Annotated in this window: 12 protein-coding genes; 5 read left to right on the forward strand and 7 right to left on the reverse strand. The window is 62.0% G+C overall.

Features of this window, described 5'->3' with window-relative positions:
* Positions 1–18: 18 nt before the first annotated feature.
* Entirely contained in the window at positions 19–339 is a 321-nt protein-coding gene (locus HMPREF2698_RS07725; protein WP_070563413.1) for a putative quinol monooxygenase, read from the forward strand.
* Positions 340–408: 69 nt separating this feature from the next.
* Here HMPREF2698_RS07725 and HMPREF2698_RS13520 read toward each other — a convergent pair whose 3' ends face one another.
* Positions 409–2,967, reverse strand: coding sequence for an acyltransferase family protein (locus HMPREF2698_RS13520; protein WP_246819449.1), 2,559 nt, complete (start codon positions 2,965–2,967; stop codon positions 409–411).
* Between the two features lie 226 nt (positions 2,968–3,193).
* Here HMPREF2698_RS13520 and HMPREF2698_RS13525 point away from each other — a divergent pair, with 226 nt between their 5' ends.
* Entirely contained in the window at positions 3,194–3,376 is a 183-nt protein-coding gene (locus HMPREF2698_RS13525; protein WP_070530609.1) for a hypothetical protein, read from the forward strand.
* Between the two features lie 58 nt (positions 3,377–3,434).
* On the opposite strand, the gene HMPREF2698_RS07735 is transcribed toward HMPREF2698_RS13525, so the two are convergent.
* Complete coding sequence (locus HMPREF2698_RS07735; RefSeq protein ID WP_246819450.1) at positions 3,435–4,232, reverse strand: HAD family hydrolase; 798 nt, start codon at positions 4,230–4,232, stop codon at positions 3,435–3,437.
* Between the two features lie 99 nt (positions 4,233–4,331).
* On the opposite strand from HMPREF2698_RS07735, the gene HMPREF2698_RS07740 reads away from it, so the two are divergent.
* On the forward strand, positions 4,332–5,366 hold the full coding sequence (locus HMPREF2698_RS07740) for a 3-hydroxyisobutyryl-CoA hydrolase (protein ID WP_070563418.1): 1,035 nt from the start codon (positions 4,332–4,334) through the stop codon (positions 5,364–5,366).
* 3 nt (positions 5,367–5,369) lie between these two features.
* Here HMPREF2698_RS07740 and HMPREF2698_RS07745 read toward each other — a convergent pair whose 3' ends face one another.
* The 3 genes from HMPREF2698_RS07745 to HMPREF2698_RS07755 are packed head-to-tail and all read right to left on the reverse strand — an operon-like array spanning position 5,370 to position 8,872.
* On the reverse strand, positions 5,370–6,506 hold the full coding sequence (locus tag HMPREF2698_RS07745) for a DUF6882 domain-containing protein (protein ID WP_070563421.1): 1,137 nt from the start codon (positions 6,504–6,506) through the stop codon (positions 5,370–5,372).
* A gap of 20 nt (positions 6,507–6,526) precedes the next feature.
* Positions 6,527–7,669, reverse strand: a complete 1,143-nt coding sequence (locus HMPREF2698_RS07750; protein ID WP_070563424.1) for a glycosyltransferase family 4 protein — start codon at positions 7,667–7,669, stop codon at positions 6,527–6,529.
* A 6-nt stretch (positions 7,670–7,675) separates the two neighbouring features.
* Entirely contained in the window at positions 7,676–8,872 is a 1,197-nt protein-coding gene (locus HMPREF2698_RS07755; protein WP_070563427.1) for an NAD-dependent epimerase/dehydratase family protein, read from the reverse strand.
* Between the two features lie 201 nt (positions 8,873–9,073).
* Here HMPREF2698_RS07755 and HMPREF2698_RS07760 point away from each other — a divergent pair, with 201 nt between their 5' ends.
* Complete coding sequence (locus HMPREF2698_RS07760) at positions 9,074–9,730, forward strand: hypothetical protein (RefSeq protein WP_070563429.1); 657 nt, start codon at positions 9,074–9,076, stop codon at positions 9,728–9,730.
* Between the two features lie 128 nt (positions 9,731–9,858).
* Here the strand turns inward: HMPREF2698_RS07760 and HMPREF2698_RS07765 are convergent, their stop codons facing one another.
* Together HMPREF2698_RS07765 and HMPREF2698_RS07770 are read right to left on the reverse strand one after the other, a co-directional pair.
* Positions 9,859–10,404 carry a gamma carbonic anhydrase family protein gene (locus tag HMPREF2698_RS07765; protein WP_070520833.1) on the reverse strand — a complete coding sequence of 182 codons (546 nt, stop codon included), beginning with the start codon at positions 10,402–10,404 and terminating at the stop codon, positions 9,859–9,861.
* A gap of 6 nt (positions 10,405–10,410) precedes the next feature.
* Positions 10,411–10,818 carry a hypothetical protein gene (locus tag HMPREF2698_RS07770; protein WP_070530594.1) on the reverse strand — a complete coding sequence of 136 codons (408 nt, stop codon included), beginning with the start codon at positions 10,816–10,818 and terminating at the stop codon, positions 10,411–10,413.
* A gap of 35 nt (positions 10,819–10,853) precedes the next feature.
* Here HMPREF2698_RS07770 and HMPREF2698_RS07775 point away from each other — a divergent pair, with 35 nt between their 5' ends.
* Positions 10,854–11,723 carry a patatin-like phospholipase family protein gene (locus tag HMPREF2698_RS07775; protein ID WP_070520836.1) on the forward strand — a complete coding sequence of 290 codons (870 nt, stop codon included), beginning with the start codon at positions 10,854–10,856 and terminating at the stop codon, positions 11,721–11,723.
* The last annotated feature ends 29 nt before the right edge of the window (positions 11,724–11,752 follow it).

Here is an 11,752-nt window from a genome sequence, read left to right on the forward strand (position 1 = left end):
AAGGTTACAGTGGGGCCCATGATTTTGATCAACGTACAGTTCCACGTCAAGCCCGAGTACGCCGATACCTTCCTGGAAGAGATCGACTGGTACACCAAGGCCTGCCAGGCAGAGCCCGGCTGCATCGACTTCAAGTGGTTCCGTGATCCGGAAGACAAGCAGCGCTTCCTGCTCCTCGAGTCTTATAAGGACGGCACTGATGTCGACCACGTCAGCACCGAGCACTTCAAGCGCTCGTGCGAGGAGCTGCCGAAGTACCTGGTAGAGACCCCGGACATCATCAATACTTCCATTCCTGGTAAGACAGCATGGGATAAGATGGCTGAATTCTCGGTCTAAACCCCACGCGTTTACAAAAGCCGCCCGGCAGAAGCCGGGCGGCTTTTAGCGATCATCAGGGGCTTTTAGCTAGCGGGAGCAGACGGTGGTGAGGTCCTTTTCCTCGTTGGCGTATTGCTCCATGGCGTCGTACAGCGCATCCGCGTAAAGATGTGCGCCTTCGGGGAGCGGGTGGACGCCGTCGTCGTAAAGCATGGCAGGGTTCTCCTGAGCCATGCCGCACCAGTCTGCGATGTAGACGTTGTCGTGAGCAGTCGCGGCGTCAATGATTTCGGCGCGTGCCTGTCCCATCCAATCGCGCTCGCCGTAGGGCAAGACGAGGATCAGCGTGCGCTCGGGGCCGACGATGTCGATGAGCTCGTCCATCTGGCCCTCAAACGTAGCCCCGTTGGTTCCCAAGCCCACAAACACGGTGGAGCGCAACTGCCCGGAATCCTTCTGCGCCTTGATGACGGGAAGGGCTGCCGAATAGTGGCGGGAGATCGTGGCGTCGATGCTAATGCCCGGGAAACGCTCATTGAGAGCCTCGGAGGCAGCGAGCATGACGGAATCACCGATAGCACTAATCTCGTTTCCAGTGGGAAGCGCACGCTTTTCCTTCGGCTTCGTGGTCTCGGAAGGCTTTGCGGGGACAGACGATGACTGTGCCGGGGCAGAATTCTCCGCCTGTTCGTTGGACAGCGCCATGCGCTCGAGCTCGCGCTCCAGTTCGCTCTTATCCTCCGAAGTCACCAGCGCGTAGCCCACGCCCAGTACGGAAAGAACAACGAGGACGGGAACGGCAGGCCACATGGCCTTGCCAAAACCATCTTTGACCTCTTGCGCGCTGGGGCGTGCAGCCCAGTAGGCGTGCCACGTAGGGCGGAATCCGGCGCGGCGGAAGGGATTTTCTACAAACTGGTAGGTCACCTCAGCCAGCACGCAGCTCAGCGGAAGCGACAGGAGGCCTAGGAGCCAGGAGGGGGCGTCGGACAGCGCGTGGACAATCATTACCACCGGCCAGTGCCAGAGGTAGAGGGAGAACGAGCGCTGGCCCAGCCACCGCATCACACGGGTGCGGAAGATCCACGTGAGGGGACCAGATTCGCGCACCACTGCCCAAATCATTGCCGCGCCGAGGACACTGGTAAGGACGAGGCCGCCGCGGTAGGTGAAATCCCGATCCGCGCCCATCCACACCAATTGCGCGAGGTAGCCAACTAATGCGAAGGAACCAACGGTTCCGGCGAGAACGCCCTTGTTTGCGGCCGGCCAAGAATCCGCGTCCATGTCCTTGTCGGTGGAGGTCATGAGGAGGGACAGCATCGCGCCGATGAGGAGACCGAACGCGTGGGTATCGGTGCCGTAGTACACACGCGTGGGATCCTCGCCCGGGCTATAGAGCAGTGCCATGGCGACGGCCGAGGCACATGCGAGGATGAGCGATACGGCGATGGGCAGGCGCTTGGGCTTGCGGCGGGAAAAGGCAAAGACGCCAAGCATCAACAGCGGCCAGATCAGGTAGAACTGTTCCTCGACAGCCAAGGACCAATAGTGGGCGAAAACTTGTACTTCATTAGGCGCAAAATAGGTTTGGCTCGTGGCGATTTGGGTCCAGTTGTTGACAAAGAAGAACGTGCCCAAGAATTGTTCGCGGATGCCAACGGCCAGGTCCCCACCAATGAGCGACACTATCGCTGTGCATATGGACAGGACTATGAGTGCGGCCGGGAGGATTCGCCGGAAGCGGCGGAGCCAAAAGCCTTTGAGGCTGATGCGTCCAGTGACGTTGAACTCGCGAACAAGCAGCGAGGTGATGAGGAACCCGGAAAGGACAAAGAACATGTCCACACCGAGGTAGCCGCCGGGGAGAATATCCCCGAAGAAGTGGTAGATCACCACGGCGAGAACCGCTAGACCGCGCAGACCATCCAGGCCCGGCACTTGGCGCAGGCGGGCGCGCGCACGGCGCTTTGAGCCAGCGGGGGCAGTGGGGCCAGAGGCGGTTGCGTTGCGGGCGGATGCAGAAGCAGCTGCTGGAGCTGCGGCGGCTGTGCCCGCCGCGACGGTTGCGGTTGCAGGGGCGGCTGCAGCGGCGGCAGTGGGGGAAGCCTGTGCTACTCGCCGCTTTTCTGATCGGCGTTTTTCCTGCTTGGCGCTTAACGCCCCGACGGATTGCGAGCGGCGGGCCAGAGCACGCGAAATCTCGTTCTCGGTGCCGGGTGAAGCCTTCTTCTCAGGTTGCTTGGATTCCCCGGTTCCTTTGCTCTTTTGGGGCGTTGTGGTTTCCCGGGGCTTTGCGGCCGCCTCGGTCTTTGTCTCCTCGTTGGCCTTTGCAGTCGCCGGGGCTTTCTTGGGTTTCGGGGCCGTCGCGGCCTTTTCGGCTCCTTCTTGCCGCTTGGGGTGTGCTGGAGCCGGGGAAGGAGACTGTGCTTTGTCGCCGTGTGCAGGTGGCTGCTTCGCAGCGGGCTGAGTTTGTGATGGCTTGGTTGTTGAAGCCTTGTCGGCGCTGGGCGTTGCAGGTGCCTGGCGTCGTTGGGCGGGAGCCTGCGGGTTCGGGTGCCGCGGAATGGCCCGACGTGGGCCGCGTCGACCGGCCGAAGCTACTTCGGCCTCTTCGCGGGCTTTAACTAGTTTGGCCTTTTTCACCGCCGAGGCTTTGGGAAGTGCATCCGGAGTCAGATCTAGAGTGAAGTCTTCAGCCGAACGTGGGCGTACGCGGCCAGGCCGAGAGGCAGGACGCTGGGCATTACGGGGTCCGTGCCCAGTGGGTGCTGGTGGAGTCTTAGGGGCGCTTGCCTTAGCAGGCTTATCGTTCGCGGTAGGCGCGGTGGACTTAGCAGGTGGCGGGGACTGAGAAGGCGTAGCAGGCGCAGTGCGCGCGGAAGTTGCAGCGGGTGAAGGCGAGGTAGTTTTCGAGGAATCCGCCGAGGAGGACGGAGCGGGACTCGATGCAGACGACTCGCCCTTTGCCAAACGTGACATCATCGACCGCAAAAACTTCTTCACTACACACTCCGCAGGTAGACACCGGGGTTCGGGTACTGAGGCTCAGTAACCCGAGTAATCCTACTCTGTGCGTACGGGCTACTCGGGCAAGGCTGCGGGGGAGCGTGTTAGGTGCGCAAAAGCTGGCGAAGGACGGTGCTAACCCCGTTGTTGGTATTAGCTGGGGCGATGATATCTGCGATTTCCTTCAGCTGAGGATGCGCGTTTTCCATGGCCACAGCCGTCCCGGCGGCGCGCAGCATCTCGAAATCATTGAGGTAGTCACCGAAGGCGACAGTGGCTGCGATCGGAATACCGGCGAGCTCAGCGAGCTTAGTTAGCGCCGTACCTTTTTCCACGCCGCGGGCCATCACATCGAGCCAGACCTTGCCGGATACCGCGACATTGTCCTCCGGGACGGCGCGGACGATGGGACCGTAAATGTGCGCCTCAGAACCAGATTCGCAGAAAATAGCAATCTTGATGATGTTGCTCTCCGGCACTGCATCCAAGTCATCGACCCAGGTGACCGCCTTGTAGTACTTTGCAATCTCTGTACGTGCCGCGTCTGACACATCCCGTGCAACGTAGGCGGTCTCCGGGGAACATAGAACTATGGTATGTTCCACGTCGATGGCCGCAACAGCCTCTCGTGCCGCGTGCACGGTGGATTCCGCAAGCGGGAATGCTGCGATGATCTCACCGCCGCGCATGATGACCGAGCCGTTTTCGGCGATAAACGTTTCGCCTTTCGGGAACATGTCCTTCAAGGTGGCCAGTTGGCGCCCCGAGGCCGGAACCAGCTCGCAGCCGCGGGCAGTGGCCAGGTCCTGGAGCTCCGAAAAGTCTGCAGGGAGTTGGCCATGCGCGTCGAGGAGCGTGCCGTCCATATCAAGGGCAACAAGTTGTGGGAGCAAGTAAGTCACACCAATCTAAAAGTGTTGGGCTAGAGGCAGGGAACCATGTCCAACGTAGCGCCAAGAAATAGGTGGCTGAAACTTTTGTGATATGGAACACTGGTGCGCATGACTACGACTGATCCAGTACTCGTTTCCGTGCGCAACCACACCGGTGTTCTCGAACTCAACAGGCCGAAGGCCCTGAACTCTTTGAAGCCGGACATGATTGACATCATCCGCCGCTCCCTCGAAGCGTGGGCGCAGGATGACGACATCGAGCAGGTCCTTATTTACTCCAACAGTCCCAAGGCATTCTGCGCTGGCGGCGATGTGCGTCACGCGCGGGAGGGAATCGCGGAAGGCAAGCTGGAAGAGGTTGATGCCTTCTTCGCCAGCGAGTACCTCACCAACGGCGATATCGCCGAGTTTCCGAAGCCCTACATCGCCGTCATCGACGGCGTCGTCATGGGCGGTGGATTGGGCATTTCCCTGCATGGTTCGCACCGCGTGGTGACAGAGAAGGCCTTCGCTTCGATGCCCGAGATGAACATCGGATACGTCACGGACGTCGGAGTAGCTTATGCGGCCCAGCGCATGGTGGGCACCCGCGGCGTAGCTTCGCCGGGTTTGGCAAAGTTTTGGGGGCTGAGCGGGTACCGCATGTATGCCGCCGACATGCTGTGGACGGGCGTGGCAACCCACGTGGTCAAGGATGCCGCCGAGCTGATTGAAGCCGCTATCGAGCGCGGTATTGATGCCGCACTGGAAGAGCTGGCCCTACCCGCGCCACAGCAGCCAGCACCGCTCGAGCAGGTGGCTCAAGACCTGGAGGAGACCTTCGCGCTGCCCACGTGGGAGGAGATTTCCGCGGAGCTGGACAAGCGCCCGCAGATCGCCGGCGAGGTGCGTCGCCTCATGGCAGCCGCGTGCCCAGCCGCCATCATCGCGGCCAATGAGCTCTATGAGGCGGAAGCCGCTGTCGACGATATCCGTGAGGCGCTCCTGCTAGAACTCAAACTGGGCATGCACATGTACCGCCGCCCTGACTTTTCCGAAGGCGTGCGTGCGGTACTGGTGGACAAGACCCAAGACGCAGCGTTTAACCCGGCGACCACGGAGGACGTTGACGTCGAAGAATTCCGCGCGGTGCTCAGCTCCTAGTGGTTATAGCGGGCGTGCCCGCTGGTATGCGGCGCGCGCCCGTTGCTCATCCACTCCCGCCGGCACCGCAACATTGAGCGTGGCCTGCGCGGAGGCCCGTGATGGCGCGGGCAGGTGAAACGCGGGGGCGTCAGAAAGTGCCAGGCCTTGGCGGCCGTCGGGTAGCTGCACTGGCAACAGGGTCCACAGCCCCAGAATTGGCATGGCTAACTGCGGCAAGCGCAGAGAGCGTGCCTCGGGGATGGGTACGCGGGCGCGAATCAGCTCGGGGATGGCATTGTCATATCCGAAGCGGCGCAGGTTCGCCGCGGCGTGGGCGGACATGGAACCGGAGAGCTCGTCTGCCCATGCCCACGTGAAGGTGTTCGTCGTGGCGTTGAGGGTGGCGATGAGATGGGAGGGAACCGTAAGCGAACCATAATCGGAGTTCACCACGGTGCGCGACGTGTCAGGGTCAAGGTCAGCCCACAGGTTGGGGAATCGGGCCTCCAGGAAGAAATTGTGCTCGGTGGCCATAAAGTGGGCGTCGGCCAGCACATCGCGTGCGCTGAGCCCGCCGTGGCCCGAAGGATGGGGGAGAGCCGCGATCCGGATGCCGTGGAAGTGCGCGAGGCCTTGTACAACATCTGGTGCCACGCCCACATAGGAGGCGAGCTCGGCGGTGGCGAGGTGTTCGTCGACGCCTCCCTCAATATCCCCCGTATGCTCAAGCCCGGCCAGGATGCTGACACGGGGATCGGGGTGGATCTCCGCGAAGTTGACGGCGACGAGCGCCTCGCCCTCGCCCTGCGGGACGCGGATGACTGGGCGGTCACCCACGAGCCGCCGCGCCAAGCCGCGGAGCAGGGCGGAATCGGGTTGCGGGCCGTGGAACTCCGGTTGCGGCGCGTGTTCCGTCAACCCCGTAGACCAGTGCAAGCGGCCATCCTGGATTGTGGCTAGGCGCAGGCCATCGAAGTCATAGGTCCCAGAGGCGGTAGTAAAACGCACCACTGCGCGCTGATCGGTGGCGGGCTCGGAGTCGGAAGATGCAAAGTTCACCTCGACGTCGCGCACGTCGCCCAAGCGTGAGGAGAACGCGGCGTCGATGCCGGCTTGAATGAAGGCGCCAGCGGAGTACAGGTCCTGGGCTGAGTCCATTAGTGCTCCTTGACTTGGTTTTATTCCCTGAAGAAGGGATGCTCGATAGCCTCCTCATATGCCTGAAGGAGGGCTTGGGTGGATTCTACCCAGGAATACTTTTCGGCTTCGCGGCGGGCGGCAGCACCCATCGTCTCCCGACGCGTGGCGTCACGAAGAAGATTGACGGTAGCGCTGGCCCAGGCCTCATCATCGGCATCGGGTTCGATGAGATGTCCTGTAACGCCTTCCTCAATGACGAAGGGAATACCGCCGGCATTCGTGCCGATGACCGGCACACCCGAGGCGAAGGACTCTAGCGCCACAAGGCCCAGTGTCTCCGTGGCGGAGGGGAAGAGGAAGACATCTCCGACAGCGAAGGCAGCGGCGAGCTCCTCGCCGGACAAGTAACCGGTGAACACGGTGTGCGAAGGATCGAAGTTGGCCTTGAGCTCCTCCAGCGCAGGGCCATCGCCGACGACGGCAAGGCGGGCGTCACCAAGCTCTGTCCGCACCAGGTGCATTACGTGGTCGAGGCGCTCCAAGTCCTTTTCCTTGGAGACCCTCCCGATATAGGTCACCAGCGGGGAGTCCGGGTTACCACCGGTGAGGCGCTCGCGCATCTGCGCGGTGGCGCGGCTGGGGTGGTAGGCCTGCGTATCGACAGCCTTGGGCCACAGGTGCACGTTGTGGATCCCCACCTCCCGAGCCTTATCCACCATGGGGCCTGAGGTGCATAGGTTCACCGCAGCCTGGTTGTGCAGGTACTTCAGAGCGGCCTCAGTCAGCGGGCGGGTCCACCCGATGCCCAGTGCATCGACGTATTCAGGCACGTTGGTGTGGAAGCTAGCCACCAGCGGCACGGCATCGCGCTGCGCGGCAAAGACACCGAGCGCCGCTGTCCAAATGGGATTGACCGCGTGGATGACATCGGGATCGAAATCCCTGATTTCCTTGAAGAACTTCCACGAGGGCAAGCCGAATTTGATTTCCGGGTAGACCCACAGCGACAAGCTGGGTATGCGGGTGACCTCGAAGCCGGCGTAGGTTGCAGGGGCCTTGCCCGTGGCAAAAATCCGGACCTCATGGCCCATCGCGGCCAGCTGGTCCAGAGTGCGCGTCAGGCGCGTGACCACGCCGTCGATCTTGGGGAGGAAGACCTCGGTAACGATTGCGATGCGCACGGAGGACTAGGCCTCCGTGGAGGGGACGCCGGCGTGCTGCTGGCGCGTCCACAGCGATTGCGCCGGAATCTTGGAGCGGTCAGCGCGGTCGGCGTACTTGCGTGCGACTTCCTCCACCTCGTGCAGCAGCCCTTCAGACAAGGTGGTCGGTTCCAGCCCCAGGTTGAGGAAGGTGTCGTTGGTGACGTGGAGCTCATTTTCCGCGGATTCCTTGCGCGGGTTCGGCACGTAGGCCACCTCTGCGCCAGAGATCTTCGCAACCAACTCCGCTAAGTCACGTACGCGGTGGGTTTCCGTCATCTGGTTGATGATCTTGACGCGCTCACCGCGCGCCGGCGGGTTCTGCAAAGCTAGCTCGATGCAGCGTACCATGTCCCGGATGTGGATAAAAGCGCGGGTCTGGCCACCGGTGCCGTGCACGGTCAGTGGGTAGTCGATGCCGGCTTGGATGAGGAAGCGGTTGAGCACCGTGCCGTAGTCACCGTCATAATCAAAGCGGTTGATAAGGCGCTCGTCCTTCTGGGTCTGCTCCGTGTGCGTGCCCCAAATGATGCCCTGGTGCAGATCGGTGATGCGCAGCTCATCGTTCTTGGCGTAGTAGGCAAACAGGTGCTGGTCCAGCACCTTCGTCATGTGGTAGACCGAGCCCGGGTTGGAGGGGTACAGGATCTGCTGCTTGACGACGCCCCCCTCACCCGCATCCACCTGCACGTCCAGGTAGCCTTCCGGGATCTTCATTCCGGCGGTGCCGTAGCCGTAGACACCCATGGTTCCCAAGTGAGCGACGTGGATATCCTGCTCAGATTCCACGATGGCGGCGAGCAGGTTGTGGGTGGCGTTGATGTTGTTATCCACCGTGTAGCGCTTGGTGCGCGAATTTTTCATGGAATAGGGGGCGGCGCGCTGCTCAGCGAAGTGCACCACGGCATCCGGGCGTTCGGTATTCAGGAACTCGAGCAGGTCGTCGTAGTCCTGGGCCACGTCGAGGTTGCGGAAGCCAATGGTCTTGCCGGAAACCTCGGTCCACGCAGCCAGGCGTTCCTCAATGGAGGCGATGGGTGTTAAGGATTCCGCGCCCAACTCCTCATCGATGGCGCGCCGGGAGAGGTTATCCACGATGATGACGTCATGGCCTTGGTCGGAGAGATAAAGGGAAGCGGGCCACCCACAGAAGCCGTCTCCGCCGAGAATCGCTACCTTCATTTTTTTATCTCTCCACATCTCTGTCGGCGGCAAGCACTTTTCAATACCTTACCGTTGACGGCCCTCACATGAGGGCCGTCAACGGTAAACAGTGAGTGAATGTTTCCTCGGGCTGCACCGTTAAGCCGAGGCATGGCGCAGGGCGCTGAAGACCAGGTGCCCAGAGCAAGTTCCGGAAACGCGCCCTGTACACTGGCGCGCATGCTTGAAGCCGTGCTCAATGCCTTCGCCGATTCCGTCAACGCCTTATTGATCGGAATCTTGGTGGCTATCGGCATCATGCTTCCGCGGGGCAGCTACCGCAAGATTGCGGCCCTCGTCATCGTCGGCGACTGGTTCGGTGTGCTCACCGCCGCCGCCGTGGTGATGTTCGTGTTCGTCGGCATCCAGGACAAGGTTGCCGCGGCCTTGGAATCGCCTCTGCTGGGGTGGGGGCTGGTAGTCATCGGCCTTGCGCTGGGCCTTTTAGCCTGGCGCTCCCAGGGCGAACCCAACGACTTGGTGCAGAAACTCCTCGGCCCGCTGCGCACTCCTTCGGCCAAGACTGTTGTGGTGGGCTATGCCATGGGAGTTATCCAGTCCTTGACCTCCGTGCCTTTCTTCTATGGCCTGATGCACCTAGCGGCCGGGGACTTTAGCAATACCGTTAAGTATGGTGGCCTCTTTTTCTACGCCACGTTTGCGCTCTCGCTGCCGACGGTGTGCGGATTATTCATCGCCCTTGTGCGGGCGAAGCCACAGTCCTGGGCCGGACGCGCCTTTGCGTGGGCCCGGGAGAACTCCACCACCGTGGCATTGTGGAGCGGCTACGGCGTGGCCGCTTTCCTGGTGGTCATGGGCATCTTCGCTCTGCTTTAGGGGCTTGCCTTCAAGGCGACTCGGCAGCTGTCCTAGCTTCGCGGTGGTGGAACTGCCCTAGTTGCCAAAATTCTGGCCAGATCGTGCGGCAGGCTCGGGAGTTTTGGCAACAACGGCAGTTGCGACTGCTAGTCGTAGAGGACGGCGTCGAGAGGGAGGGCGTCGCCAAGCAGCGCCTGATTTTTTGAAATTTCGACGTAGCGCGCGGCGTGCGGTATGAAGGCGGCGGATTCCTCAGGGCTCAGCTCGCGCCGCACCTTGGCTGGAACCCCGGCGGCTAGTGTGCCGGCGGGAATGTCCTGGCCTTCGAGCACCACCGCGCCGGCGGCGATGAGAGAGCCAGGGCCCACGGTGGAGCCGGAGAGCAAGGTGGCTTTCATCCCGACGAGCGTGCCCGCACCCACCCGCGTGCCGTGGAGCATGGCCATGTGGCCCACGGTGACATCATCCTTCAGCACACACGGCTCGGTGGATTCAACGTGGATGACGCAGTTGTCCTGGATATTGACGCGGGCGCCTAGACGGATGGAACCAACGTCCCCGCGCAGCACGGAGCCATAAAACACGGAGGAGTCAGGGCCGATGGTGACGTCACCGATGATGGTGGCATTCGGGGCGATCCAGGCGCTGCGGTGGATGCGGGGAGTGCGTCCTTGGAAGGGAAGGATGAGCATGGCAGGCTAGCTTTCTTCAGGGGTGGTTTCGATGGAGACCGCAAGCGACTCGGAGACTTCATAATCGCCGGGCGTGGCGCTGATCTGGGCCAGCATGTCCCGTTCCGCAGGGGATAGCGGGATGGCCCAGCCCCGCTTGGGATCATGGACCGGACGCTGTGCCTTCGTCGTGGGGGAAAGATGCACCGTGGTCTTAGAGCCACTTAAGCGCGCGGGCTCGCCGGAGCGCGCCACCTCACTGAGTACCTGTGCGCCGGCTGGGGAGGTAACCAGGATGATGAGGCCGCCGGCCGTGTGGACGGACAGGTGGTCTACGGAGACCTCGACGGCGTGGGGATCCGGGGAGGCCAAGCGGACGGTGGGGGAGCCGCCGAGCTTATCGACGATATCCTTTACCGCGGAAAACAAACTCATGGCGCGATCCTAGCGCGGGGGTACCATCGTGCAGTGTGATTGACGCGAAAGATACAGCACTCGTCATTGAAGGCGGCGGTATGCGCAATTCCTATACCGCCGCGTGCATCGTCAAACTCCTAAAGGAGGAGGTGGAATTCGGCTGGGTCGGAGGCGTGTCCGCGGGCTCCTCGCACACCGTGAACTTCCTTTCCCGCGATGTGGTTCGCTCCGAGGAATCCTTCGTGGACTTTGCCAAGAACCCCAGCTTCGGCGGCCTGGGCTCACTGTTGCGCGGTAGCGGCTACTTCAATGCGGAGTTCATCTACGAGAAGGCTGCGGACCAGGACATGCCCTTTGACTGGGAAGCCTTTGACGCTAACCCGGCGCAGGTGTGCATTTCCGCCGCGCGCGCAGATACGGGGGAGAGCGTGTATTGGGGGCGTGAAGACATCAAGACGCAGGAAGACCTGATGGTGCGTGTGCGCGCCTCCTCGACGCTGCCGTTGATCATGCCGATGCGCGTCATCGACGGTGCGCCGTATGTCGACGGCGCCATGGGGGAATCCGGCGGCATCCTCATCGAGCAGGCGGAGAAGGCCGGGTTTGAGAAGTTCCTGTTCCTGGGGTCGAAACCGCGTGGCTACGTGCGGCCTGAGGTGGGGCGGCCGGCGGCGCTGCGGCGAATCTTCCGAAAGTACCCTGCCGTAGCGGAGGCGATGATTGCTCGGCCGGCCCGGTACAACGCCTCCAAGGACCGGCTTCTGGAGCTGGAAAAGGAGGGGAGCGCACAGCTTTTCTTCCCGGAGGATATGCAGGTGGCATCGACTGAGCGTTCTGTGACAAAGCTGCGCTCCAACTATGAGGCTGGGCGCGCGCAGACCTATGCCGAATGGCCGGCGTGGAAGGAATTCCTCAGCAGCTAGTGAGCTCAGCGGGGTCGTGCGCGACTCAC

Origin of the sequence: Corynebacterium sp. HMSC072A02 (assembly GCF_001810085.1) — a bacterium.
Lineage (GTDB): Bacteria > Actinomycetota > Actinomycetes > Mycobacteriales > Mycobacteriaceae > Corynebacterium > Corynebacterium hesseae.